23 protein-coding genes are annotated in these 26660 nt (G+C 62.0%); 17 read left to right on the forward strand and 6 right to left on the reverse strand.

The window, feature by feature from the left end:
* Positions 1-148: 148 nt before the first annotated feature.
* The 4 genes from ACXR2W_RS08425 to ACXR2W_RS08440 all read right to left on the reverse strand — a co-directional run bounded on the left by ACXR2W_RS08425 (position 149) and on the right by ACXR2W_RS08440 (position 5376).
* Complete coding sequence (locus ACXR2W_RS08425; RefSeq protein ID WP_458814540.1) at positions 149-1096, reverse strand: class C sortase; 948 nt, start codon at positions 1094-1096, stop codon at positions 149-151.
* Positions 1086-1334, reverse strand: a complete 249-nt coding sequence (locus tag ACXR2W_RS08430) for a hypothetical protein (RefSeq protein ID WP_458814538.1) — start codon at positions 1332-1334, stop codon at positions 1086-1088. The genes ACXR2W_RS08425 and ACXR2W_RS08430 overlap by 11 nt, the downstream gene beginning before the upstream one ends.
* Before the next feature lie 94 nt (positions 1335-1428).
* Positions 1429-3117 carry a SpaH/EbpB family LPXTG-anchored major pilin gene (locus tag ACXR2W_RS08435; protein WP_458814534.1) on the reverse strand — a complete coding sequence of 563 codons (1689 nt, stop codon included), beginning with the start codon at positions 3115-3117 and terminating at the stop codon, positions 1429-1431.
* A gap of 84 nt (positions 3118-3201) precedes the next feature.
* On the reverse strand, positions 3202-5376 hold the full coding sequence (locus ACXR2W_RS08440; protein ID WP_458814532.1) for a DUF7927 domain-containing protein: 2175 nt from the start codon (positions 5374-5376) through the stop codon (positions 3202-3204).
* A 1639-nt stretch (positions 5377-7015) separates the two neighbouring features.
* Between ACXR2W_RS08440 and ACXR2W_RS08445 the strand changes: the two genes are divergently transcribed.
* The 17 genes from ACXR2W_RS08445 (at position 7016) to ACXR2W_RS08525 (ending at position 22026) form a co-directional block, all read left to right on the forward strand.
* The gene (locus ACXR2W_RS08445) at positions 7016-8284 is read left to right on the forward strand and encodes a hypothetical protein (protein WP_458814530.1); all 1269 of its coding nucleotides are present in this window, start codon (positions 7016-7018) and stop codon (positions 8282-8284) included.
* Between the two features lie 203 nt (positions 8285-8487).
* Positions 8488-9072: a helix-turn-helix domain-containing protein gene (locus ACXR2W_RS08450; protein ID WP_458814528.1), complete on the forward strand. Its 585-nt coding sequence runs from the start codon at positions 8488-8490 to the stop codon at positions 9070-9072.
* Between the two features lie 92 nt (positions 9073-9164).
* A complete protein-coding gene (locus ACXR2W_RS08455; protein ID WP_458814526.1) occupies positions 9165-10316 on the forward strand; it encodes an ABC transporter substrate-binding protein in 1152 nt (383 codons plus the stop codon).
* Between the two features lie 2 nt (positions 10317-10318).
* Positions 10319-11200: an ABC transporter permease gene (locus ACXR2W_RS08460; protein ID WP_458814524.1), complete on the forward strand. Its 882-nt coding sequence runs from the start codon at positions 10319-10321 to the stop codon at positions 11198-11200.
* The gene (locus ACXR2W_RS08465; protein ID WP_458814522.1) at positions 11201-12007 is read left to right on the forward strand and encodes an ABC transporter permease; all 807 of its coding nucleotides are present in this window, start codon (positions 11201-11203) and stop codon (positions 12005-12007) included.
* Positions 11991-13007 (forward strand): ABC transporter ATP-binding protein, encoded by a 1017-nt coding sequence (locus ACXR2W_RS08470; RefSeq protein ID WP_458814519.1) that lies wholly within the window; start codon positions 11991-11993, stop codon positions 13005-13007. Before ACXR2W_RS08465 ends, ACXR2W_RS08470 begins: the two co-directional genes overlap by 17 nt.
* A gap of 54 nt (positions 13008-13061) precedes the next feature.
* On the forward strand, positions 13062-14432 hold the full coding sequence (locus ACXR2W_RS08475) for an NAD(P)/FAD-dependent oxidoreductase (RefSeq protein ID WP_458814517.1): 1371 nt from the start codon (positions 13062-13064) through the stop codon (positions 14430-14432).
* A 113-nt stretch (positions 14433-14545) separates the two neighbouring features.
* Entirely contained in the window at positions 14546-14899 is a 354-nt protein-coding gene (locus ACXR2W_RS08480) for a cupin domain-containing protein (protein WP_458814515.1), read from the forward strand.
* Between the two features lie 12 nt (positions 14900-14911).
* Positions 14912-16108 (forward strand): NAD(P)/FAD-dependent oxidoreductase, encoded by a 1197-nt coding sequence (locus ACXR2W_RS08485; RefSeq protein WP_458814513.1) that lies wholly within the window; start codon positions 14912-14914, stop codon positions 16106-16108.
* Positions 16109-16135: 27 nt separating this feature from the next.
* Entirely contained in the window at positions 16136-17821 is a 1686-nt protein-coding gene (locus tag ACXR2W_RS08490; RefSeq protein WP_458814511.1) for an amidohydrolase, read from the forward strand.
* Positions 17822-18202: 381 nt separating this feature from the next.
* On the forward strand, positions 18203-19018 hold the full coding sequence (locus ACXR2W_RS08495; RefSeq protein WP_458814509.1) for a DUF2690 domain-containing protein: 816 nt from the start codon (positions 18203-18205) through the stop codon (positions 19016-19018).
* 161 nt (positions 19019-19179) lie between these two features.
* Positions 19180-19845, forward strand: a complete 666-nt coding sequence (locus tag ACXR2W_RS08500; protein ID WP_489948841.1) for a hypothetical protein — start codon at positions 19180-19182, stop codon at positions 19843-19845.
* A gap of 267 nt (positions 19846-20112) precedes the next feature.
* Complete coding sequence (locus tag ACXR2W_RS08505) at positions 20113-20400, forward strand: hypothetical protein (protein WP_458814505.1); 288 nt, start codon at positions 20113-20115, stop codon at positions 20398-20400.
* 11 nt (positions 20401-20411) lie between these two features.
* Positions 20412-20699 (forward strand): hypothetical protein, encoded by a 288-nt coding sequence (locus ACXR2W_RS08510; protein ID WP_458814503.1) that lies wholly within the window; start codon positions 20412-20414, stop codon positions 20697-20699.
* A gap of 35 nt (positions 20700-20734) precedes the next feature.
* Positions 20735-21358 carry a class I SAM-dependent methyltransferase gene (locus ACXR2W_RS08515; RefSeq protein ID WP_458814501.1) on the forward strand — a complete coding sequence of 208 codons (624 nt, stop codon included), beginning with the start codon at positions 20735-20737 and terminating at the stop codon, positions 21356-21358.
* A gap of 58 nt (positions 21359-21416) precedes the next feature.
* The gene (locus tag ACXR2W_RS08520; RefSeq protein ID WP_458814499.1) at positions 21417-21653 is read left to right on the forward strand and encodes a hypothetical protein; all 237 of its coding nucleotides are present in this window, start codon (positions 21417-21419) and stop codon (positions 21651-21653) included.
* A 1-nt stretch (position 21654) separates the two neighbouring features.
* Complete coding sequence (locus ACXR2W_RS08525; RefSeq protein ID WP_458814497.1) at positions 21655-22026, forward strand: hypothetical protein; 372 nt, start codon at positions 21655-21657, stop codon at positions 22024-22026.
* A 157-nt stretch (positions 22027-22183) separates the two neighbouring features.
* Here ACXR2W_RS08525 and ACXR2W_RS08530 read toward each other — a convergent pair whose 3' ends face one another.
* Positions 22184-23509: a flavin monoamine oxidase family protein gene (locus ACXR2W_RS08530; RefSeq protein ID WP_458814495.1), complete on the reverse strand. Its 1326-nt coding sequence runs from the start codon at positions 23507-23509 to the stop codon at positions 22184-22186.
* A 379-nt stretch (positions 23510-23888) separates the two neighbouring features.
* Positions 23889-26555: an aminotransferase class I/II-fold pyridoxal phosphate-dependent enzyme gene (locus ACXR2W_RS08535; protein ID WP_458814535.1), complete on the reverse strand. Its 2667-nt coding sequence runs from the start codon at positions 26553-26555 to the stop codon at positions 23889-23891.
* Positions 26556-26660: the final 105 nt, after the last annotated feature.

Raw genomic sequence — 26660 nt, forward strand, 5'->3', positions numbered from 1 at the left:
TGCTCCCCGCACCATCACAAGTGCAGGCCTGGCAGAACAAGCTACATGAACCAGATGGGTTCTTTGGACCTGCCTGGTACGGGGGCTAGGCACAAAAGGAGTCGAGTTCATTCTTCCTTAACAACACGAGGAGTGACAGTGCAGTTACTTAAGGCATACCTGCCAGTTCTTTAACACTGTGCATTTTACGAGTATGTCTAGGATAGATGAATAAGAACCAGGCACTCGCCGCAGATCCGCCGAGGACTGCGGCAGCCCACCACGGGAACCCGGCAGTAACTCCGTCGCCCGCAACCGTACCATCGTACTCATTTTGAGGGGCCGGGATTCGGGTTCCGCGCACAAGCAAGCGGTGTGTGTTGACGCTTACAGGCACACAAGTGATCAGCGTGACGTAGTCAGCGTTATCGACAATGCGCAGAGCATCTGTTTCGTCGGGCAGTACCGTACGAATATCGTCTACCTTGTACCAGTGCGTTTCACCGAGCACTTGCACACTAAAAACGTCGCCCAATTTTGCCTTGGGAAGCGACGTGAACAGGCTCGCGTTGACAAGCCCAGAGTGAGACGTGAGCACTGAGTGGGTAGAAGGACCGCCCACGGGCAAGGAAGAGCCATACAAATGCCCGACACCTTTACGCAACACTCGATCCGAAGTGCCGTGGTAGATCGGGAGCGAGATGTTTGTATCGTTATAGGTGATGTGACCGATGGAATCTGACGGGCTTACCCGCAGGAGGTCTTCATACGCGCGCAGTGCGGCAGCATCGCCGTCGGGGTCCACGGTGCTTGTATAAGGGTCACGCAGCGGCCCCTGAGGCATATGGTCGTTGTAGGCATAAGCGAGTTCGAGAGCACGCTTGAGAGTTTCAGGGTCTGAAGCCTCGACGGCGTCGACGTAGCCAGAAATCTCAGAGTTGTGCGTACGGGCCGAAAACCAATCGGCGGCCGGAGCATAAAAACCGAGTACCAGTGCACCCATGATCATAACCTGGATCATGATCGCATTTACGAGATCACCGCGTTTGCGAACCGGTGTAGCTACCCGGGGTGAGAATGGCTCTTGGTAGCCCGAAAGTGAGGTGTCAAGACTCATCGTTGACCTTCTTGAACTTTCGAATCATCAGTAGCGCACCGAGGCCAAGCATGATGCTTGCGAGTGTGAGGAACAGTCGGCCGAGGCCGGCAGCAAGATACAGCCTGGGCGGCATCTCGCGTACATCGAGGCCTATAGTGCCGCTCGTGAACAAGATAACAGCAACGAATACCGTGACGAGAAGCGCACGGATAAGTACCTGGACACTACGTTTGCGAGGTGAACGATCTTTAGCCACGGCTGCTTTCGTGAATGTAAAAGGGAAAAATGGGTGTGTGGCGGCTGCAGTGAGCACTGCAGCCGCCACACATTATGCGCTAGGCAAGAACAGCTTAAGCTGCGATGCCGCGCTTCTGGCGCCGGATCACCATGGTGATCGCGCCCGCTGCAAGCAGCAGGCTGGCGGCCGTGAGCATCCAGGTGCCCGCACCACCGGTGAGCGGCAGCTCGAAGCCAGCATTCTTCTGCTTGTTGACGACATTGCCGAGCAGGTCATCGGTGCCGGTCGCACCGCTGACGATCAGAGCCTGATCGGCACTGTTAACCTCGACCTTGATGGGCTCAGCAAGCAGCTCGTAACCATCGGGCGCCTTCGTCTCGACGATCCAGTACGCCTGGTAACCGTCGACCGGGTCTGTGCTGGTGATTTCTGCACCGTCGACCCACTTGGAGTAGCGCAGACCCTCGATGTTGACCTTACCGTTAGCGTCTGACGTGAAGGTGTCCTTCGGTGACGGGGCTGTTGCAGTGCCGTCTGCGTTCTTCGTGAACTCGACCGGGTTGGTCTTCGCCTTGGCGTCGGCCTCGGTGAGGAACACCTGGAACTCAGCGCCAGCGAGCGCGGCAGCCTTGTCGCCGTCCTTGCCGGTCTTCGTGAAGTTCACGTTACCGAACTTGGTGACCGACTCGGGGGTCTCGAAGGGGCAGAACTCCTCGCAGGGGTTCTGGGGATCCGTCGGGTCGGTGGGGTCGGTGGGGTCGTCACCGAGGTTCGCGTCAACGTAGTCCTTGTTCGGGAAGATGAGACCGGTGTTCGAGATCTCACCGACCTGGTTGACCACCGTGGGTACAGTCAGGGTCACCTGCGTGGCTGCATTTGCCTTCTTCGCTGCGTCAAGCTTTGCAAGACCTGAGGCCTTGAGCACTGCGACGACCGTGTTGGTGTCAGCGAAGTGCTTGACCGTGTAATCGTCAGCGGTCAGCTGGCCTGCGGCGGCGGGAATCGTGATTGCTGCGACAGCGCCGAGCTTTATCGGAGCCGCACTGGCGTCGGCGGCGACGTAACCGAGCTTCTCATCGAGCTTATCGGCAATTGCGTAGCCGTCGATCGACTGGCCCTGCGCAGGGGCCTGCACGTTACCGGTGATCGTCCACACGATCTCATCACCCAGCTTCACTGCGTTCTCATCGTTCACCGTCTTGGTGCCCACGGCCGAGTTCTTGGGGTAGACGTGCACGTTGTACAGCCAACTCTGTTGGTCTGCCGGGTCCGTGAGCGGCACCGTGATGAGGAACGGCGCCGAGGTCATGTGACCGGCAGGCGTCGTGGTCTCCTGCACGTAGTAGAGGCCGATGGGCAGGTTCGTGACCGAAGCTTCACCGGACGCGGCGTCAGTCGCACCTGACTCGAACACATTGCCGGTACCAGTGAGCAGCTGCGTGGCGGCGCCTGCGACGGTGAGGTCCTGTGCGGTCTGCCACCCCGCGTTTGTTGCCAGGTCGATGGCGACGTTCGTGTTCGCACCGGTGCCCACGCGGGTGGCTGTGAACTTGGCGCCGCCGAGAGCCTGGAGGTTCGCTGCGTCGATGGCGTCCTGGTCGATAGCAGAGCCGTCGTTCGGCAGGTTCGTGACGCCTGCGGGCTGGTCGAACTTGTGGAACGTGATCGAGCCCTTGGCGTCGGGGTCGACGACGGAGGGGGCTGCGTGCGCTGCGGAGCCGCCGGCGAGGATCAGCATCGCCGAGGCGGCGATGGCAGTGATCCCAGCCAGAAGGCCGCGTTTACGTGATGGTGTATTCACGGTTTTCCTTTCTGGGTTCGGCCTGGAGGGGGGTCCAAACCGGGGTTAGGTGATGTCGAGCAATGACTCGACAAGCTTGTGGGCTTAGAGCTCGCGCGTTTGGCGCCGTGAACTCCAGTAATAGAAACCTGCGATCAGTAGGCCGAGGCCTGCGAGACCACCTACGCCGAGCAGCCAGGGAGCTGCCGCGCCGGTGAAGGGGAGCGGCAGGGCGCCTGGGTCACTCACGACCATGAGGTACCCGGTGGGGTTACTGCAGGCGGTGGGGCGAGCATCTGTGCCGTCGGCATCGCATCGGTCAAGCAACGTAGTTGCTCCTGGTTTGAACACGTCAACTTGGCCTAGGATCACGTTCTTATCGGGCACGCCGGGGGCCGGGTGATCTGTCCCAGATTCGGCAGAGCTTGCCACACGAAACTTGATGGGTTCGGCGAGCAGCTGCACACCTGTCACAGAGCGCTTGGTGTTTGCATCGACGCGCTGCTCCTTAGGGGCCTGCGTCTCAAGCAACCAGTAAGTGCCTGCGGGGAGCCTGTCGGCGCGCCAACGCCCAGCCTGTTCGCCCGATGCAATCGGTGCGAATGACCAGCACGTCTGTGCGTTCGAGCCTGTGACGTCGCACTTATTGGCGGGTTCATTGGTGCCCATAGTCCCGTTGTCATCTACGCGGATCTCAAACTGGTGACCGATGAGGTTCGTGAGTGGGCCACGTGTGCCGTCGGCGAGCGTACCGGTGCCGTCTTTACGAATCGCGAAGAAGTCTTCGGCGACCTGATGCGACGTTTTACATGCGGCCTTGTGCGTCGAAGGCTCGCCTGTCTCGCACTGGTTGGGCTTGGGCTCACTGCTACCCGCGAGCGCTGAATAGGTGTTGATGAAGGGCGCGCCGACTTCTCCTGTGAGGGGATTGTTGATCTTCACGGCGAACCATACCTGGGCTTTGACTTCACCGGCTTCGAGTTCGAAGGGTTTGGTAGCGAGAGTCCACTTGCCGCCTGCTTCGGTCGGTGCTGGCACCCACTCATCGAGCGTCGTTCCTGTGGGCAGGTCACCCTGGTTAATGGTTCGCACGACGTTGCCAGCGGCATTGAAGAAGTAGATGCCTCGAGTAAGGGCACCCTGCGCTGAAAGGTCGGGTGCGCTCGCGTCCCAGGTAGCGTAATCGTAGACGTCAGTTAGATCATCAGTGACGACAATGCCATCGATCGGGTAGCTCGCGTCGGCCTTCTCAACCTCGAGAGAGTAGTAGATGTTGCCGCCAGCGTGCAGCGTAGCGCCCGATGCCGGCCTGGACTCCTTCTTGGAGGCTGTCCAAGAGCGCACATGGTGGTCGGAGCACAGCGGTTGTTCGTCTTCCTGTGCCGGCGGTGTGCATGTGGTGGGCGGGGTCTCGTTGCCTTTGACGAGGTAGTTCGTAAGACGGTATGCGGTAGTTCCCGTACCGCTCTCGCGCGTGTTCCCCTCGGCGTCTACGTTTTGTTTTACCGTGACCTCATAGACGACCGCGTACTTCTTGCCGGCGGGCACCGTTGCAGTGCCTGTGCCGTCTGCAGCGCCAGCGATCTTGATCTTCTTGGCAGCCTGATCGTAGAAGGCAAAGAAACCGGTTGTGATATCAGTATGGTCAGCCGGGTCTGTCGCTGTAACGTCGCGCACCTTGAGTGAGTTGCCTACGAAGTTGGCGTCGTCGAGTACATCTGCGAGGTGATCGGTGTAACTCAGTTCAGTAGCGGCCGCCGAGCCCTCCGTATTGTCGAATGCGAGCGAAAACTTCACCGTGTTACCAGGGTCGACCGCGACACCCGAAGCAGGGTCCGACTGCTTAGAAACCACGAGGTTCGGCAGCATCGATCGGTTGGTGAATTCACATTCAATTTCTCCGCCACGGTAACTATTTGAAGCTTGAAAATGGAACGTTCCTGTAGTGCCGATCCCCTTGTACGCGGGTTCGGGGTTGCCGTTCACAAAACAAGCCCAAGATGTTTCATAGTTGTTTTGGAGGTCAGCGTTGTTGACCCCGGTCTCAGAGATCGTGTACCAGTTGCCCGACAGCACAGGGACAGGCCCGAGCTGATCCTTCTGTAGTCCGATGTCTGAACCGGTTGTCGTTACGGATCCAAATGAAGTTTTGGTGCCGGTCTGAGCTGCATGCCATTTTGCTTCAAGTTTGAACTGGTCAGTGGGCTGGGCCCGTTTGCCGTCTAACGTTTTCTTCAGCGTGAGCGTGGGGGGAGTGCCGCACGAAGCAAGGTCGTTCATTACTCGATTCGAGGGTTCGATGTTTCCCGCAGAGGTGGACTGAGGACCCATAAGGGTCATCGTGAGGGGGTTCACGGTCATGTTGTTGTTTACGCCGTTTCCGCGACGCTGCAAAAACATGCGGCCGTCCGCATTGAACGCTGAGCCGTTGAATTCGTTGTTGCCGTACAGGTTCGTTAGTGGGGCAGTGACAGCTCCTGCGCTCAGTGTGCGAATCTGGCCTGGTGACTGAGCAGCTGCACTGAGGAGCGAGTTTGTCACAGTGATTTGACGTGCATTTGCGCCAGTGTTGTTACTCACGAGTGCAAGGAGATTACCTGCTCCATCAAATGAAATGTCACCGTTACCTGTCGTGCTTCCGATGTGGAGATCGGTACCGGGAGTTTTGAATCCTCCGATGTATATCGCGTTCTTTGTGTCCGTCTCAAACTGGTAAAGGTGCAAAGTGACTGAGCCTTGGCCCCCTTGGAAAGCCGCGTCATAGTATCCGTAGAAATAATCGCCAGTGTGGGGGTCTACCGCGCCAGCGACGATCCAGCGATGGTTGCCCGCAGAAGTGGGCATGGTGAAGCTGCCTTCTACCGTCGCAGTGCCGGTGATATTCCCAGAGGCGTAATTCGTGAGGTCGTATTTGTAAACTCTGTAGCTTGCGGTCGGGCCATCGGTTGTGTCTTTTGTCTGTCCAACGAAGTAAAAAGTTCCTTCTGGGGTGACGCCAAGTGCGTTCGTGACGCTATTGACCGAGCCCGCGGGGGCGCTTGAGCCGGAGAGCACAATGTTTCCAGCAGATGGAATCGGGACTGTCGCGCCGTTAGGTTTGTTTACATTGGCGCCGGTGCCAAGGGTCACTCTGCGAATGCGGGTGTTTGTTGCATCGTTTGCCGCTTGGTCAATGGCAAAGTAAGTGTTAGGTACGCAAAAGTCATCGACATCGAGGGAGAGCAACGAAGGTTCCCTTAGCGTCTTTGTGCCTTGACGCTGGGGAGATGGTGTCGTTGTTCTGGTCGTCCGTTCACTGGAGTCGGCCTCCTTATTGGACTCGGCACCAGCTTCGGGCTCTGAGGCGTCCCCTACGTTCGAAGCGTCGTTATCGACAGAATCTTCATCGTCTGCCGGCACTACGGTCGGGTCCACGTCAGTTGGCTCGTTCGAGACCGCATTTGCCGCGAACGGCTCGAATGACTGAGCAAAGCCACCCACGAGTAAAACAAGTCCGAGCGCAAGGGCGGTCGCTGTACGACGCCTACCCCTGTGAGTAATACGTGGTAACGGCACCGAACACTCCTCCTTGTATGACAGCTGGTTTGAGACGACGGCATGCGGTAAACCCGCTCAAGCATGCTGGCTTCGTGCTCGTCTCTGTCTTCAAATCTCGTTGAAGCTTCTTCAAGATATGTCGCCTATACACCGAAATAGCGTCAATGGGGGATCTACCCCTAAGAAGATCCCCCACACTCCCACCCTCATGGCTTTTGCCGCATTGTTATATGGTGAAGTCCTGCGGTGTCAGTGGTGGCGCGCAAGACGTGGTCGAACTAAGACGTAAACGAGAGTTGACCGCATCAAAGAGGCGGGGGAGAAACCAATTACGCAAGACAATGCATTGCGACCAGCAGAGATCTGCCAGGTCGAGCGTCATATGTCAGCTAGAGAATTTGGCGAGGCTGCTCGTGTCATCGAAGGCGAGCTTCTGCTGTGCTGGTACTACTTCAAACCAGCCGAACTGTTGAAAACCCTTGATGTGATCACTGGCAATGCTGTCGCTTTGGGGTCAACCACCCAGATGGTGCAGTCTTTTCTCTTGGGCGCCGCTTCCTTGTCTCGCAGGCAAGTAGGCGAGATGAACGCACTTCTGCAGAGCAATCGTTTGCGCGCGCGACTTTTTGTGCAATTGGGCAAAATGCTGTGGTTTCGGCTGCAGGGAAGACCTGTGCAGGGTCTTCTAGCTGGGCAAGACATTGAGCTTCACAAGTTGGGGCCTGTGAGTATTCATGACACGAGTAGAGGGTGGCGTGCATTCGGGGCAGTGCAGCACGCTATCACCGCGATGCTTGCCGGTGATTTCCAATTAGCAATTGGCAAATTTTCTGAAGCACAAAGTCTGCCTCTTGCGCCAGAACTTGGTTTTTTGCACCGTGACGCGTATGTGCGGGCAGCCATGATCCACGCTATTCTTGGTGAGAATGACACCTCGCGGAGCTTGCTTGATCGTGCCCGAGAAATTCCACGAACCAGCAGCTGGGCAGAAGGTATTCTCGACACGAGTGAAGCCATCGTGTGCGCTCTCCTCGAGACGCGAAATTCGCGGCGCGCGGGGCAGATGCTTGAATCGATAAGCACACGTGAGCTTGGTGAACTATGGCCATTTTATGCATGGGCTTGGTATATCGTGCTCACGCGTTCTGCACGTTTCTCTGATGCGGCAAGGCGTCTCGAAGAGATTTCGGCAATGCCGTTTCCGGCGCACCCAGGCGAAGGGTTAAGCGGGAGTATTATTTCGTTACTCTCGGCGCAGTTGGCGCTGCGAGATGGCGACCTGCAGCGGGCGCAACAATTAATTGAGCTGGCCGACCCTGAGTATGTGGGCACGAAGTTATCCCACGCCGAGATGTTGCATCGCGCTGGGAACCGCGCAGAAGCGAGCGCCATCGTTGAATGCCTTGAACGAGAGGTGCGGGGGCTCTCGTGGCTTGAACGGCAGCGCGAAGCTTTGATGAGCGATGAAACCGAGACTTTTGCAGACAATTCCCTCACTGAGCGCCAGTTGTTGCTCCTACACTACTTAGAAACCGATAGTACGGATGAGCTCATTTGTCGAGACTTTGGTCTTGAACGTCAAGATCTCGATGTCGAAATTGTGAGCCTTCAACAACTGCTAAGAGCTCACGAAGTTCGCGTCACGCTTTAGTCTCACGCCCGGCGGGCGGAGATTCCGGCACTCGATGCCCCGTCCCCGATTGCACCCGATCGAGCCCGTGTGCTGTCACTGGCGGAGGCATACGCTGCCACCCACTTGCCGCGTCGTTCGCCAGAGTGTACGCTGTTGCCAACCTCACTGAACAAGGTGTTCAGCAAACTGGGGTTGTGGGTTTACTCGTTCAAGGAGGAACGGTGCCAGTAGAAGTTGAAGCCGAGCTGGGTGAGCGCGTCGCCCTCTTGCGCGAAGTGCGCGGCCTGAGCCTACGTTCGCTCGCCGCGGCAGCAGGGGTGAGCTCAAGTTTCTTGAGTCAGCTCGAGAACGGCCGCACCAACGCCAGCGTCGCCTCGCTGCGCAAGATCGCGGCCGCGCTCGGCGTCACCCCGGCACAACTGCTTGACGACAGCCCAGCTCACACCCGCGGGGTGCTGGCAGCGGCCGGGCGGCCAACGCTGCCGCTCGAGGGCGCACAGAAATTTGTGGTTTCACTGCCACCGCTGCGCAACCTCGAAGTGTACGCGGGTGTCTTTGAGCCCGGCGGTTCAACGGGCAGCGACTTTTACACCCACGGTCAGTCACAAGAAATGTTGATCGTCACTGAAGGCGAAATCGTGCTCGAGCTTGGTCAAGAACGCTACGTCATGCAGACCGACGACTCGATCGAATTTCTGAGCTCTGTGCCGCACCGGGTGCTGAACGAATCAGCGGCGCCGGCAAAAGTGATCTGGATCAACAGCCCGCCCACGCCAGACGAGACACCACACGCGCAAGTCTCGTAGCTCGCGCTTCACGCGCGGCCACACAGATCACAGACACCAATCACAGACACAAGCCACAGACCAACTGATCATCAATGAAGAAGGATCACACCTTGAAAAACACATCTCTGCAACGCACATCTCTGCAACACACATCTCTGCGCCGCAAGGTCATGACGGGGCTCGCCATCGCAGGCGTCGGCGCCCTGCTCGCCGGATGCTCGGCCGCAGGCCCCGCCGTCGACATCGACCTGGGCCCCGGCCCGGCCGAGGTTGGCACGGTGAAGGCTGGCGCACTCGACGGCGTCACCCTCACGTTCGTTTCTTGGGGCGGCACGTTCCAGGAGGGGCAGATGGAGGCGGCAGGCAAGCCGTTTGCGGAGGAGTCTGGCGCGACGGTGCTCGAAGACGGGCCCACTGAGTACGCCAAGATCAAAGCGCAGGTCGACAACAATGCGGTCACCTGGGACGTCGTCGACACCGACATCATCTGGGCCCAGAAGCAGTGCGGCGAAGACGGGCTACTCATGGACATCGACACGTCGATTGTCGACACGTCGAAAGTCCCCGAGGGACTCACCGGCGATTGCTTCGTGCCCGCGATGCAGTACGGCTACGTCATCTTGTACAACGTCGACAAGTACCCGACCCCGCCCACCGGCTGGGCCGACTTCTTCGACACCGAAAAGTTTCCGGGCAAGCGCGGCATCGCGGGCTTTGAAGACATCGGCCCCGGCATCTATGAGGGCGCACTGCTCGCAGACGGTGTGAAGCCCGACGAGCTCTACCCGCTCGACATGGATCGTTCCTACGACAAGATCGACGAGATTCGTGACAGCTTGATCTACTGGAAGACAGGCGCCGAATCACAGCAGATGATCGAGTCGGGCGAAGCCGACATGGCGCTGGTGTGGTCGGGTCGCGGCTATGCGGCGGTTGAGAACGGCGCAAACTACAAGCCGGTCTGGAACGAAGCGCTGCAGATCACCGAGGCGCTCGCTGTACCGAAGAACGCCCAGAACCCCGACGCGTCGATGGCGTTCATCAACTACTACCTGGGTAAGAAGCAGCAAGAGACCCTCACCGAGCTCACTTCGTACTCGCCGGTCAACACTGAGGCCGAGCCTGCGCTCAGCCCGCTCGGCATGGAGTTCCTCACGACGGCACCCGAGATCGCGAAGCAGATGGTGGCGACCGACTCCACCTGGTGGGCTGAGAACTACGACTCCGAGCTCGACCGCTGGATGACCTGGCTGCAGGGCTAATCGTGACAACCACCAACCTACCCGTGGTGCGCGGGGCGAACACCTCGCGCCGCGCACCACTGCGGGCCCTGCTCCTCCTGCTGCCGGCGTACGCGCTGCTGCTCGGAGTGTTCGCCTACCCCGTGTTCGAGAGCATGTGGCGCAGCGTGAGCGACCCGACGCTCGGGTTTGGCAACTACGAGTGGGCGCTGCAGAACCCGCAGAACCTGCAGATCCTCGCGCGCACCTTTGGTAACGCGTTTCTCGCCACGCTCATCTGCTTGCTGCTGGCCTACCCCTACGCCTTTCTCATGACGGTGGTGGGGCCCAAAGCCCGCACCGCGCTCGTCGTGATCTCGCTGATCCCGTTCTGGACCTCGCTCATGGTGCGCACGTTCGCGTGGATCGTGCTGCTGCAAGACTCGGGCGTCATCAACACGATCCTCGAGGCCGTGGGCATTGGCCCGATGCAGCTGCTGCGGTCAAACACGGGCGTGATGATTGGCCTCAGCCAGGTGCTCATGCCGTTCATGGTGCTGCCGCTGTACGCCGTCATGAGCGGCATCGACGGCCGCCTCGTGACCGCCGCCAGGTCGCTCGGTGCGCGCCCCTCGATCGCGTTCTTGCGCGTGTTTTTGCCGCTGTCGATTCCCGGCATCGCGGCTGGCGCGCTCATGGTGTTCATCCAGGCGCTCGGATTCTACGTCACCCCTGCGCTGCTCGGGTCGCCCTCCGACAGCATGCTCGCACAAGCGATCTACGCCCAAGTCAGCAGTCTGCTGCAGTGGGGCCGCGGCGGTGCGCTCGGCGTGATCCTGCTCGTGTCAACTTTCGTGATGCTGGGCCTCATAGCCCTCGTCGTGCGCTCAGCGAAGCGCAAGGGTCTCGCCGTGGAGGTGTTCTAGATGATTCGCATTCGCCCACTCACACGCGTAGTCCTGTGGACGATCAGCATGATCGTGGCACTCTGGCTCATCGCGCCCACCCTCGTCGTTATTCCGCTCAGCTTCACAGGCAAAGCCTCGTTCGTCTTCCCGCCAGAGAGCTGGTCGCTGCGCTGGTACGAGTCGTTCTTCACGAACCCGGCATGGACGGCGGCACTGTCAAACTCGCTGCTCATCGGCCTCCTGGTCGCGCTGCTCGCGACCGTGCTCGGCCTGCTTTCGGCGCTCGGCCTGCGCGCGCTCACCAGCAAGAAACTGTCCTCTTCGCTCCGGATCGGGCTGCTCACGCCCATGGTCGTGCCCGGGATCGTGGTGGCGATCGGCATTTACGCCGTGTTCTTGAAGCTCGGCCTGGTGGGCACCGTCGCGGGCTTCGTGTTTGCGCACACCGTGCTTGCGCTGCCGTTCACGGTGATCGCTATTACCGCCGGGTTTGCCGGGTTCGATGACCGGCTTGAACTTGCCGCGTTGAGCCTCGGTGCCGGGCGGCTGGCGACGTTCTTCAAGGTCACCCTGCCCAACATTATTCCAGGGCTCGTCTCGGGCGCGCTCTTCGCGTTCGTGACCTCGTTTGACGAGGTGGTGCTGTCTCTGTTTATTAAGAGCCCCTACCTCAACACTCTCCCCGTTCTCATGTATGCGAGTGTGACTCGCGATACCGACCCGACGCTCGCGGCCGCCGCGACCGTCATTCTCGTGCTCACCACGACGCTCGTTCTCGGGGCGCTCGTGCTGACCGGAAGGAAAAACCGTGGCCGAAAAGCATAGCCAGCGTGGCGCCGAGATTCGACTCTCGGGCGTCTCGAAGCACTACCCCAAGTCCATCGCCCTCGATGATGTGTCGCTTGACGTCAAGGCGGGGGAGTTCATGACCTTCCTCGGGCCTTCAGGCTCGGGCAAGACCACGACGCTCAACCTCATCGCCGGGTTCACCGACCTCACGACGGGCTACGTCGAAATCGACGGCCGACGCATGGACGACGTGCCCGTGCACAAGCGGGGTCTCGGCATCGTGTTCCAGCACTACGCCCTCTTCCCGCACCTCACCGTGGGTGACAACGTCGCGTTTCCGCTGCGCCAGCGCAAGGTCGGCAAGGCCGAGGCGGCGAAGCTGGCGAGCGCGGCGCTTGTCACCGCCGGGCTCGCGGGCTACGAAGACCGCTACCCGAAGGAACTCTCGGGCGGACAGCAGCAGCGCGTTGCCCTCGCACGCGCCCTCGTGTTTGAACCGAAGGTGCTGCTGCTTGACGAGCCACTCGGTGCGCTCGATAAGCAGTTGCGCGAGCGTCTGCAGCTCGAGCTTCGGCGCGTACACCGCGAGGTGGGGCGCACATTCATTTTCGTGACGCACGACCAAGAAGAAGCCCTGACACTCTCAGACCGCATCGCCGTGTTCAACGAGGGCCGCATCGAACAGGTCGGCACCTCGAAAGAGCTGTACGAGAAGCCGGCGTCACTGTTCGTCGCGGGGTTCATCGGCGAATCGACGAAGGTTGAGAGCGACGACGGTCGGGCGGTGACGGTGGTGCGCCCCGAGCACGGGCTGCTGCATGCGTCGGCGGCAGAAGCTGGCGCCGGTCAGGCGGCTGTGCCGGTTACCGTGCGGCAGGCGATCTACCTGGGGTCGGGTTGGAAGTACGAGATTGTACTGCCAGACGGCAGCACCGGGGTTGTGCGCGGCAGCGAACAGCTTCCGTGGCTCAGCGGCGATAACGCTGAGGCCTGGCTGAGCTGGCGCCCCACACTCGCCTCGCAGTTTGCCCTCTAAGCGGGCACAGAACATGCATCATTTACAGCAGTACACCTCGCAAAGGAATCAACGATGATCAACGGCAACGTCTCGCACTGGTGGCAACAAATCGGTTCACCCAAGTCGCGCCCCGAGCTGCCCGGGTATCTCGCAGCCGACGTCGCGATCGTGGGCGCCGGGTACACGGGGCTGTGGACCGCGTACTACCTGAAGCAGGCGAAGCCCGAGCTGCGGGTCGTCGTCGTCGAAGAGAAGCACGTGGGGTACGGCGCATCGGGTCGCAATGGCGGCTGGCTCACCTCGGCCATGACGGGTGGGCGCGCCCAGTACGAGCCCACCCACGGCCGCGACGCCGCTGAGCGGTTTCAACGTGCCATGAACGAGACCGTCGACGAGGTGATCCGGGTCACTGAAGCCGAGGGCATTGACGCCGACATTAAGAAGGGCGGCGAGTTTAACGTCGCCTACACGCCCGCGCAGGAGGCGCGCATTCGAGCCTTCGCAGCCGAAGAGCAGTCGTGGCGCTACACCGACCTTGAACTCCTCGAAGCGGCCGAAGCGAAGGCCAAGATCAACGTCACGGGCACCCGCGCCGCGGTGTGGCACCCGCACGCCGCGCGCATTCAGCCCGCCAAGCTCGTGAGCGGTCTCGCCGAGGCGTGCGAGCGACTGGGCGTTGAGATCTACGAGCGCACACGCGTCGTCGAGATCGCCCCGCACAGCGTCATCACGACGCACGGCACGGTATCGGCCGAGTACATTGTGCGGGCAACAGAGGGCTTCACCGCCAACCTCAAGGGGCTGCACCGGCTGTGGCTGCCCATGAACTCGTCGCTGATCGCAACCGAACCGCTCTCCGCAGAGGTGTGGGACGAGCTGAACTGGAACAAGGGCGAGGTGCTCGGCGACTTCGCGCACGTGTACATGTATGCGCAGCGCACCGCCGACGACCGCATCGCAATCGGCGGCCGCGGCGTCCCCTACAAGTTTGGTTCAAAGACCGACACCGACGGGCAGACCCCCGCTTCAACCGCGCACACCCTGAATGAGATCATGAACCGGTTCTTCCCGGCGACCCGCGGCGCACAGATCGATCATGTGTGGTCGGGCGTGCTGGGCGTGCCGCGCGACTGGGCCGCCACGGTGGGCCTCGATAAGCAGACCGGCATCGCTTGGGGCGGCGGCTACGTGGGCACGGGGGTCACATCGACGAACCTCGCGGCCCGCACCATCACCGACCTGATCCTCGGCAACGACACCGAGATCGCGGGGCTGCCGTGGGTGAACCACCGCGTACGCAAGTGGGAGCCCGAGCCGCTGCGCTGGATCGCGACGAAGGGCCTCTACGCAGCCTACGGGTTCGCAGACAAGCAAGAGCTGGGCGGTAAGCAGAAAACGTCGCCCATCGCGCACCTCGCAGACATCGTGACTGGCCGCAGCTAGCACTGCGCCTCAAAACACAAACGTCATTCTGCGCGAGGAACGAGTCGCAGAATCCACCCATCAATCCACCCATCAATCCACCCATCAATCCATCCCGTTGCAAAGGAGCAGCAATGACCCAGATACCCACCATCGGAGCCCACGACACCGCAGCGCAAGACCTCGGCCCGCACGCGCCTAAACCCACGGCCACGACCGCGGGCCTCACCGAGGCTGGCACGAGCGTGTGGCAAGCCGGCAATATCGACACGGGCCTCTGGGAGTGCACCACGGGCAGCTTCACCGCGCACCGCGAGGGCTACACCGAGATCTGCACGATCCTCTCGGGCCGTGTCACCGTCGAGGTGGCGGGCGAGGCAGATATCGAGTTTGGCCCAGGCGACATCATGGTGATGCCGTCGGGCTGGGAGGGCACCTGGCACGTCACCGAACCGTTGCGCAAGCACTACACGACGATCCAGGACTAAACCGAAGTCAACATGACGCACTCTCGAGCGATCGTCGTGGGCGCGGGGGCCTGGGGGCTCCCGGCCGCCCTCGAACTCCAAGACCGTGGCTGGCACGTCACCCTCATCGAACGCTTCGCACCCGGCAGCCCGTACGCGTCAAGCGGCGGCAGCTCACGCCTGTGGCGGCTCGCCGACACGCAAGCGTGGCGGGCGCGTGGCATGATCGCCACACGCACCGCCATGGAGCGGTTGGGTGAGCGCCTCGGTGCCTCCATCCACAGCACGACCGGACTCGTGTGGCGTGACGACGAATCACTGCCAGCGGTCGCGGCGGCGCTCGCGTCAATCGGCCAGCCGGTCGAACGCCTCGCCCCCGCCCAGGTGGGCGACGCGTTTCCCGGCCTGCGCCCAGACGGGCGCCCGGCCCTGTGGGTCGAACAGGCAGGGGTCGTGCACGCCGACAGGCTGCTTGCGGGCGCGCTCGCCGCGTTCATCGCTGCGGGCGGCGACTACCGGCCCGCGACACGGGTGACCGGCATTGATCCGGATCATGCTGCAGGGACCGCGCCGCGCGCCGCGCGCGTGCAGATCGCGGGCGGCGAAGTGCTCGAGGCCGAGCAGGTGCTCGTCGCCGCGGGCCCCGGCACGCGCGAGCTGCTACCGGGGCTGGGCCTCGAGCTGCCGCTCACGCCCTACATCGAACAGGTGGTGCACCTGGGGTCGCCCGCCGCGCAGCCGCCCGAGTGGCCCGCGCCGGCGCTGCCGGGGCTCGTGGACTGCCCGATCGGTGACGCGCCGGGCATCTACGCGATGCCAGACGCAGAGCGCGGGTACAAGGTCGGCCTCGACCAGCCGCTGCGGCCGCTCGCGGGCGGCACGCTGGGTGAAGACCTCGACCGCGCCGCGGTGCCAGAGCGCACCGAGATCATCCGCGCGCGCGTCGCGCGTGATCTCACCGCGATTGAACCGTACGTGCTCGCCACACAGGTGTGCACGTGGACGGACTCGGGCGACGGCGACTTCGTCGTCGGCCGCGTGCATTCGAACGTTGTGCTCGCCTGCGGTGACTCGGGCGAGGGGTTCAAGTACGCTGCGTTTATGGGGCAGTATCTCACCGACCTCGTTGAGGGCGGCGCGGGCGACCCCGAGTTTCAGCGCCACTGGAACCCGGCACGGTTTCGGGGCGTGACCACCCGTACCGGCTACAGCGCCATTGGCCGGCACTGAGACCACCAGACACACGAGGAGCAGCTGATGACCTTGAACGGCAACGACATCGATACCGCCGCGGGTAGTGGCGCCGAGCTCGCCGCCGCGGGCGGCTCGCTCGCCATCACCGGCGCAAACCTGCGCAGCAACGCCCACCTGGGGCGCGCATGCGACGCCACCGCGCTGCTCGTAGAGGGCGGTCGCATCACCCTCATCGGCAGCGATGACGAGGTGCGTGAGCGCGCCGCCGCCTTCGGCATTGAGGTGCGAGACGTCGCGGGCGCGACTGTCACCCCCGGCCTCTTCGACTCACACACCCACCCGCACTGGGCGGCAGACGTCACCGCGGGCATCGACCTCGCCGGGCTCGTCACCATCGAGCAGCTGCGCGAGGCGCTCGCCGCAGAGCACGAGCGGCTGCCCGAGGGTGCCTGGCTTCGCGGCTGGAACCTTGATTACGCGCCGTTCGAAGAAACCGGCATGCGCGGCGACCTGATCGAAAGCGCCGCCCCGGGCCGGGCCGTCGCGCTCATCTGCTACGACCTGCACACCGCGCTGGGCACGGGCCCGGCGCTCGCGGCGGCCGGTATTACGGGCACGCGCGAGTTTGCCGACGCGAGCGAGATCGTGGTCGACTCCGAGGGCAAGCCCACGGGCATGCTGCGCGAGCCGAGCGCCTACAACCTGCTGTTTGCGGCGGCGCCCACGCGCTCCCACGACGACGAGCGCGATGCGCTGCGCGACATGCTGCGCTCTCTCGCCGCTGTTGGCCTCACCGGCGGCGCCGTCATGGATGGTAAGCCCGCGACCGCTACCTTGCTTGCCGAGCTCGAATCGCGTGGCGAGCTCGACCAACGCCTCACCGTGCACCACTGGCACGCCGTCGGTGACACCGACATTCACGTGGCTGCTCGCATTGCCGCCCGTGGCACGGCCGGGCGGCTCTGGGACCAGAATGCAATCAAACTGTTTAGCGACGGCGTGATCGACACGGGCACCGCCTGGCTGCACGAGGCCGACGCATGCGGCGACGGCCGCGCCGCGTTTTGGCCGTCGTGGGCGAGGTTCGAAGAGGTCGTGCGCGCCTACCACGACGCTGGCATGCTGATCGCGACGCACGCCGTGGGCGACTACGCGGTGAGCCGCGTGCTCGACGTCTACGGCGCACTACCCGCTAGGCCGGGCCTCCCCGCACACTCGATCGAGCACCTCGAGGTGCTCTCTGACTCAGACATTGAGCAGCTGCGCGGCTTTGGCGGAGCTTCATCGAGCCGCGTCACCGCGTCGATGCAGCCGCTGCACATGCAGTGGCGCGCGGCCGACGACAGCGACCCCTGGGCGAAGCGCCTGGGAGAGCGCGCCGCCACCGGCTACCGCGTGCGCGACGTGCTCAACGCGGGCGTCACTGTGACCCTCGGCTCTGACTGGCCGGTCGCGCAGTACGACCCCCGGCTCGGTATGGCCTGGGCGCGTGGGCGGCACACGCCCGGTAACTCTGCGGCCCATGTGTTCGAGCCGGATCAGTGCCTCACCGGCGAAGAAGCCCTCTTTGCGTACACGCTGTGGCCCGCGCTGGCTCGAGGATTCTCAGACCGCGGCGTACTCGAGGTGGGAGCGGTGGGCGACCTCACGGTGTGGGGGAGCGACCCGGTCGAGGCCTCGACAGACGAGCTGCCTGAGATTCCGTTCGTGTTGACGGTGGTCGACGGCCGCGTGGTGCACGCGCAGTAGTCGGACCGCTCCTGATCGGATCGGGTGGGCCGCGCGACGGCCCGTGGCCGCTTGTGCCACTCCACGCAACAGATGGGACAGTTTGTGCGCTTTAGACCCTTCTGACGCGTACAAACTGTCCCATCTGTGAGCGGCTACCTATCGGCGGGCCTCGCGCAGGCCGCTCTCGACAAAACTTACGCAAGGAGGTTCGTTCGGCCATCGAACGAAATATCGGGATCCTTGTATTGGTGCCAAAACTCCAGGGCAACGACTGGAATATCCCTGGCAACGGCATTCGCTTTCTTGGATCAATATATGGTTGCTCAAGTAGGCAAAACATCGTGTTTTGATAGCCGAACACAAGCGTTCGAGGTTTTGAACTCGTCATGGGGAGGATGAATGTCGAATTCGACTGCGCCGCAGTCCGGCGCCAATCTAGGGGAACCCGTCGACACGGTAGAGGCGTTCGCGGAGGGGTTGCGAGACCTCAAGACTGCAGCGGGCAACCCAACGCTCGCGGCAATTAGCAACCAGACCGGAGTCTCTAAGAGCGTGATTTCAGTCGCGCTTTCTGGCAAGTCGCTTCCGACAGAGAACACCGTCCTCAAGCTCGTCGGCTTGTTCGGCGGCGACCCAAAGACGTGGAGAAGCCGAAGAAACGCACTCGCGCCACGAAGCACGGTTCTAGATCCTGCGCCAGAATCAATGGATCGGTCACGCCGGTTCTCACTCCTTCAGACAGCCCTTATTGCCGCGGTTGCCGCAGTGTTAGGAGTATTCGGCACGGTCGTCACGATGAACGGGTTTGGTGCCAGCGAACCTGCTCTGGCCGAGGGTGGCCGACATCTTTCTGAACCGGCCAACGGGATCGACCCGATGCTCACCTCGTGCCGTGACGATGCCGTCATCGCAGCCTCTGAAGCAAGACTCGACAATCAGGTGCACGTGCAGCTGATGTATTCGAACGACTGCATGGCGGTGTGGGGGCGGGTAACGAGATACGACGGCGAAACTGATGGAAATACGATGTCCATGCGCGTCTGGCCGCTTGACGATCCGCAAAGCACGAGAGCTCAATCACGCACTGACATTGGGCTGCAATCGCTGTACACTCCAATGATTATTGAACCAGACACGGCAGCACGAATTTGCGGTCTGGCAACCATCATGGTGGACGGGAAGACCGAAGAGCTTGGGCCGCAGCTATGCATCTAGTAACTGGCCGGCCCCGATCAACGCTCGCACTGGCCGCGTTATTCGCGACCGGTGCGTTGCTGCTTGCAGGATGTGCAGACAACCAACCCGGTGAGGTGGAATCGAACGCCAGCACGACCACGGAATGGGCAGCAGTAGGGCCTTTTGAACTGCCTGAGCGCGTGAGCACCGATTTTGGCATGACTGGCTCTGGTGATGTGAAACTGCCTGATGGCACGATTGCCAGGCTTGACGCGAACCAATTACTCGGCACCGGGCCGGACCTCGTAGCACTACCTGATCGCGACAACTACAAGATCACGGCTGAACAGTACTCCTACACCTATGACGGCGATGAGCCTTTATTCGTTGGGGTGGTGCAGGCGACGCACACCATGCACTATCGCGGATACACCGAGGACGAGTTCGTGACCTATGTGCTGGGGATTAGCGCGACAGCGGACCCGCAGGAACTGTCTCGCACCAGGATTCTTCGTGGAGGGGAGCACACAGCCTCTATCGCTGGTCGTTCAGATCACGGAGTTGTTGCCGTGCTACTCGATGGCGTGCTGAACACCAATGTGGCACAAGACAGCAGGGTAGTGGGAGTGGACGCGGTGCGAGCAACCGAAGTGTGGAGTAAGGAGCACGGGTACCCAGGCTACGGTGATGGCACAGCGATGTTCTATCTCGCGGTCAACCAAGAAGCGTGTGCCACCGAGATGCAGCGCTATGACGTTGCGAGCGGTGTAATCGACGACATTCAGAAGTTTCCCAACACCGATGTTGAGACAGGCGGAGTCTGTTTTACGGCCGACCAAAATGGGCTTGCGAGCGCTACACAGTAACAACGCCTTATTTGCGTGAAGTGCCCCCAAATCATTTGAGACGTGTGAGCTCCCCCACCCGGGCGTAACGCGATGCGTAGCGCGCCCGGGTGGGGGATTCTTGTTCGGAATTTCCTGAAACCACTACTTCGATCACGAAGCACACCCATGGGATGCTTCTGCTTGCTTAGCTGAGGATGAGCCGTGAAGAACTACAACGGCTCGAACTGAATCTAATTTGTGGGTGGTCAACGTACAGAGGCTCCCACTAGGGGAAAGGACTTTGACATGGCTGTTTCAACTGGTGCACGGGCAATGGGGATCCTGTTTGCAGCGGCGCTGGGACTGACGCTCGCAGGCTGCAGCGGTTCTGCTGTCGGCGGCGGCGACACAACTTGCAGTGAGTATCTTGCAATGGGATCAGACGATCAAAAGCAGGTGATCCGAAACTTCCAGAACGAGAAGGGCGATTCAGACCCGGCCAATGGCAAGGTCATTCTTTTCCAGCAGTCCGCGAAACTGTACTGCAGCACCGTGGGCTCAGACTCTGATCCGATCCGAAACATTGACGGCTGAGGTGACGGATCATGCCCGAATGGATGTGGGGAATTATCGTCATCGCGGGAATTTTCGGCATCGGTTGGATCTGGAGTGAGATCTCAGATCGCGGTGGCAAAGCCGGTGCTGCGGTAGACAGTGTGGAGCGTGTCGCTGAGGCAACTGGCAACGTGCTCGTGCGTGTGTACGGTGTTGTACTCGTCATTGTCGCGATCATCTTGTTCGTCATCACACCTAATATTTGGTACCTCGAGTTGCTCGTTCTGGGGTACGGTGCCTATCTAGTATTGCCAGGCGAAAAATGGGTTATCTGGTAACCAGGGCACACCTGTTCTGGACGCTGTATGCGCAAATGTATGATCACGCATGTGGCGGACCGGTGCTCGACAGCATGCGGCGTGCAGTCGCGTCGAGGGCGCGCGGTGCTGCCGTCGTCCTCGACCTCGGTTGCGGCACAGGCGCAGTATCTGCAGGCATTCGAGTACCAGGAACACGAGTCGTCGGCGTCGATTCTTCAGCGGCGATGCTGAGACGGGCGGTTGTGTTTGGCCGGGTCGACGAAGCCACCATGGGCGACATCGCAACCATCTCGCTGCAGGACGACGCCGCAGACGTCACGGTGGTGACCAACGTGCTGCATCTGCATACCGAGCCGAAGCGCGTACTCGAGCGAGCAACCAGGGCGACTCGGCCGGGTGGAACCTTGCTTGTGAGCTGGCCCGTGGACGGGCTGACTCCGGCTCGCATGCGACGAATCGATCGTGATCATGGCCGATCTTATGTATCGATTAAGGTTGCGGATCTGTTGCGTCGTCTCGCTGGCATTGCCGCAAGCCTGGGAGGAGTCAGGCGTATACGCGACATGCACACTGACGCATCGCTCCAGTCCGTGGTCAACAGCTACAGCGCGGTTGCCGTGAGGGAAACACTGACCGTCGCAGATTGTCAACGGCTCCTCGTTTTAGACGTCTTGTGACTCAGGAGGCCACGAGACGAATTCTTACAACACATTCAACACATTGGAGAAGGAAATCATGAACACAAAATCCCTGATACCCGGGTACCTGATCATGTGGTGTGGGGTAGCGCTGCTACTTTGGGGCCTCGCATGGGCCGTGATTATTGGGTACTACCCCAGCGAACTTCCTTTCGTCTTGGGCTTGCTTGTAGTGGGCTCGGTGGGCGCGTTTGTTGGGCAGAAGATGGTGCAGGCGGCCAAACGCAGCAATGTTGAACAGCGCATCGAACAGCGCAAGGCAGAAGGGGAATGACATGGCCGGCATTGATGAAAAAATGAATGCGCTGAGCTTTGTGAGGGGAACGACGAAGTCCCACAAGCAGATCATGCAGATCGTCGCCGATGCATCTGAATTGGGTGCTTCCTTGGGTGGCAAGATACTGGTCACACAGGAATCAACATCGACAATCACAATCGTGGTCAAGAACTTTGTTCGTGTGACTCATGGTGTCTGCCTTTTGGCGATCGAGGGGGCGGAGCATGACCCCCAGCGGACAGTGCGATTCGACATCGACGACTATCTGCGCACGCGCGACACCGTCATGTTTATTCCCGTCAGCCCGTGGAGCGCGCCGGCGTACAAGCCTATTCGCACCTTCGTAGAGCATCTCCACGCGAATCTCTGATGACCGCAAGGTACGACTCTTTAGGCTCAGCGCACGCACGAATCGAGTTTGAACAAATCGAGTGTGCCGCCGTATCGGAATTTAGATGCCCCAGTTTGTTTGTTTTGGAGTGTTCTAAAGCAAACAAACTGGGGCATCTGCGTGGCGTCGTGAAGAGTTACTGCAGCGCGTCGATGACGCGGCGGGCCTCGCGCAGGCCGCTCTCGATCGCGCCGTCAATGAACCCGCCCCACAGGTTCGCGTTGTCGGTCGTGGCGAAGTGCACGTGGCCCGCCGCTTCGCGCAGTTCTTCGAGATCGCGGGTGAGCTGGCCCGGTCGGTGAGTCATCCAGGTGTTTCGCGCGAGCGGGTCCGTCATCCAGTCGTGCGCGGTCACCTCTGTGATCGTGAGGCCCGGCCTGAACCGGTCAACCGCGGCCTGCACGCCGGCCAGATCGTCCTGGTCAATGCGCGTGTGGTCGGGGCCGAAGCCGACCAGAATCGTGTAGTCGCCCGCCTCGTCGCTGCAGTAGAACTCGGCCTTGAGCACCGAGAGCGGGTCGCTCTGGCTGGCGTACGCAAAGAATCTCGGCACGTGGCCCTCGGCGCGCAGCCACACCTTCGTGCCCTGGGACGCGACGGTCTCGCTGCTTTGCCGCTGCCAGGCCGCGGGCAGCGCGGGGCTCCACTCAATGCCCGAGATCGCGTTGACGGGCAGCGTGCTCACTACTTTCTTGGCCCGGATCAGGCCGCCGTCTGCAGTCACCACGACGGCCTCGCTGCCCAGCTCGGAGGACTCCTGCGTCACCGAAATCACCCGCGTACCGAGCTGGATCTCGCCGGGCACATCGTGTGCGATCGCGTCGGTGAAGCCACGCATCCCGTCTACGACGCGGTACGTTGCCGACGCCTCGTGCATCAGCTGCCAGTGGCCGCCGGTCGCCGCGACCCAGCGCAGTGCGCTCGACAGTCCGGTCTCGGCGAGCGGCGCGTTCACGTGCCCCACCCACACCGACTCGTTTGCCGCCCGCGCCTCAGGGTCAAGGCCGATCTCATCGAAGCGATCTTGAATGCTCAGGTGATCGAGCTGCCGGATCGTGCCGACCGTCGGCTCCACGCCGCGCGGAATCGCGGTGCGCACGTCGTCAATGATGCGCTGCTGACCGTCTTCGATGAGCGCCATGAACTCAGCGAGGGTACCCTTGCGCGGGGTGCCGTCGGGGCCGTGCCAGTACGCCTCATCGGCGGCCGGGCTGCGCGTGATCTCACGGTTGTAGCGGGTCGCTTCGGCCCACACGTGAGGTTGCACCCAGTGGATCCAGTTGGCACCCATCTCGAGGTCGTGGCCGAGACGGTAATCGGTCCAGGTGCGGCCACCGATGCGGTCGCGCGCCTCGAGCGTGAGCACCTTGAGCCCCGCTTGCCCGAGCTCGCGCGCCGCGGTGAGCCCCGCAAACCCGGCTCCGATGACCACGACGTCGACTGATTCGATGTGTGCGCCCAATGCTGTCTCCTCAAACCTCGTTGTTTGTAGTGCGCGTCTTGCGCCCGGCGCACCGGGTTCAGCCTACTAGCGGCGCCAAGGTTACTGCAGCAGACGATCTGCTGGCTTTTTGGAGCGAGGTAGTACGAAGGTACGTAGCCGTTGAATCTCCGACTCGGTCATTCTGCGGGAGCTTGCGACTCGCAGAATCTAGGTGGGGTGGATCCTGCGTCTCCTTCGTCGCGCAGGATGACGTGGTGGGCTGCGCGCGGGTTGACGTGGTGGGGGCGCGCAGGGTGACGTGGAGGATTCGCGCAGACCTGACGGGCGGCCGCCCCACCCCTGCCGCGACGCCCCCGTCTTAAGCGGAGATCTGAAGCCGCCGTCCGTCGCGCTACTCCTACTCCTCGAGCAGCACGCGGTAACCGCGCACCGGGTCGTACCCGTGAATCTCGCGGGTATCGAGCACCCGCATGAACGCGAGAATCTCGGCCGTGATTACTTGACCGGGCACGAGCACAGGGAACCCGGGTGGGTAAGGCGTCACAAAGCCCGCGGAGACAGGCTTTTCACCGGCGGCAACGCGGGCGCGCAACTGATCCGGCAGCACATGCTCAATATTCTTGCGCCGCTGGCCGCGATAGAACGCGGCCCGCATGTCACCATCGGGCAGCTGGCCGTCGGTCGAGTAGTGGTCAGAGAACGAGCTGAAATCGGGCAGTGGTGGCATGGGCAGATCGATCGCGGCGGTGATCGCGCGCGTGAGATCGGGGTCACGCTGCTCGCGCTCGTCCTCGAACTTCTCGGCGAGCTTCACGAGCACCTCAATGAGGTACGCGATTGCGCTGCGAGAGGTGCCGATGTTGGTCATGAAGAGGGCGGTGTTGCGGCTCGTCTTGTTGACCTGAATGCCGTAGCGATCCATGAGGTGCTCGTGCTTGAACGTGTCACCGTCGACGCCCGTGCGACTGATCTCGATGGTGATGCGGCTGGGGTCGATGACGAACTCGTCGGTGCACCAGGCTTCCCACATGGTCGATAGTCCGTCGCGCAGCGGCATGGGACGGCCCACCTGGCGGTGCGCTTCAGGGATCAGATCGTGGGCGGTCAATACCCTAAACGTGCGACGCAAGAGCGGGTGACGGCTGATCGCCTGCGACAGGCTCGTCGCGAGGTCGAGCTGCTGCTGCACGAGATCGTATCCCTCGAGCTCAACCTGCCGGCGGCCAATATCGAGCGATGCAAGAATCTGGTAGTTCGGTGATGTTGAGGTGTGCGTCATGTACGCCTCATGGAACGGCTCTTCGGCTTCGCGGCCCCAGTCTTGGTCGTACACGTGAATCATCGAGCCCTGGCGCAGTGCGGTGAGCGTCTTGTGGGTGGACTGCGTGGCGTAGACACGAATCCGCGCGTCGGGTGAGGGGATGAGCCGCTCACTTAACCAGTTGGCATCGGGCGCAGGGTTTCCGTTCTCGTCAAACAGGCGCGCCTGCTGTGCGCGATAGGCCGCCTCGTGCGCCGAGGTGGCGAGCTGCTGCTCGAGACGCTTCGCAGATGCCATCGCCGTGCGGCGCCTGGTGACGGGGTGAAACGCGCCAAACGCAAACCACGCCTCGTCCCACAAGAACACCAGGTCGGGTTTGATGGCGAGGCACTCGGCCATCACCCGCTCGGGGTCGTAGACGATGCCGTCGAACGTGCTGTTGGTGAGCGTGAGCATGCGCACCTCGTCGAGCCGGCCGGCGGCACGGTAGTCGAGCAGCATCTGCTTGATGCGGTCGATGGGCACGGCGCCGTAGAACGCAAACTCGTTGAGCGGGTACGCCTCGAGGTAGGCGGGGCGCGCGCCCGTGAGCATCACCGCGTGGTGGTGCGACTTGTGACAGTTGCGATCGACCATCACCACTTCGTTGGGGGAGACGAGGGCCTGGTGCACGATCTTGTTCGCGGTCGAGGTGCCGTTTGTGACAAAGAACGTGTGCTTCGCGCCGTAGGCCCGCGCCGCCAGGTCTTGTGCCTTCTTGAGCGTGTGCACGGGCGCGAGCAGTGAGTCGAGCCCACCAGACGTGGCACTTGTCTCGGCGAGCAGCAGGTTGAGCCCGTAGAAGTCACCGAGGTCGCGTATCCACTTCGAAGAGATCACCGAGCCGCCGCGCGCAACCGGTAGCGCGTGGAACACGCCCACGGGCCTGCGCGCGTGATCCTGAATCGCGGTGAAGAACGGTGTGTCGTAGAGGTGCGATACGCGGCGCAGCAGTGTGAGATGCAGCTCGAGCTGATCTTCGCGTCGAAACACGCGCCGGAAGCGGCGCGTGGTGGCGCCCGCGAGCTCCTCGATGTGGGCGCCCGCCATGAGGTACAGGTCGAGTTCGGGGCGCAGCGCGATGAGCGTGTCGGCGAGGCCGAGCACGCGCTGCACGCTCGCGAGCGACGCACGTTCGGGTGCCAGGCCCGGGGCGATCTCTGCGCGCGCGAGCTCGATTGATTCAGAGAGGTCGCGGCTCAGCCGCTGGCGAGTGCGCTCGGTGAACCCGGGGCGCACGACGACCGCGAGAATATTGGGGTTCGTGAGGATCGCGGCGACCGCGTCGTCGGCCGACGGGACGATGACGTAATCGTAGATGAACGCGTCGGCCGGTGACCGCAACCGGCCTCCTTCGGCGCGCATCGTGTCGCGCTCGGCCTCGGTGGTCTCATCGACGACGAGCACTTCGAATCTCGGGCGTTTGTCGGCGTCGCCTACGCGTTCGGCCCGCTCGTCGGCGTCTAAGAACTCTTCGCGCGGCTCGTCATCGACCTCGGCGCGCAGCCGATTAACGACCCGACCGATGCGGTCGAGAGCGGTCTTGTAATCGCCGGCTTCTAGTAGTTCGCCGATCGCCGCGACATAGCGCTGGCCAAACCCGGCCCAGTACATTTCGATCGTTTCGAGGGCGCGCAGCGACCGCTGCACCTCACCGTCTTGGGCGAGCGCGTCTTCGCCCTCGCCCGCGAGCGCGAGCCGCTTTACCGCGAACCGCAGGTACTCCCACGCGTCACTGCGCAGCCGCCAGGTGCTCGCGGGCATGCCCGGATCTCGCTCGAGCGTAGCGGCGGGTGTCGCTGCGGCGGCGTCAACTGCCGCGTGTAACGGCGCAGTAATCACCTGAGTTGGCTTGGCCTGTGGCAGCGC

This window comes from Leucobacter faecis (assembly GCF_054456695.2).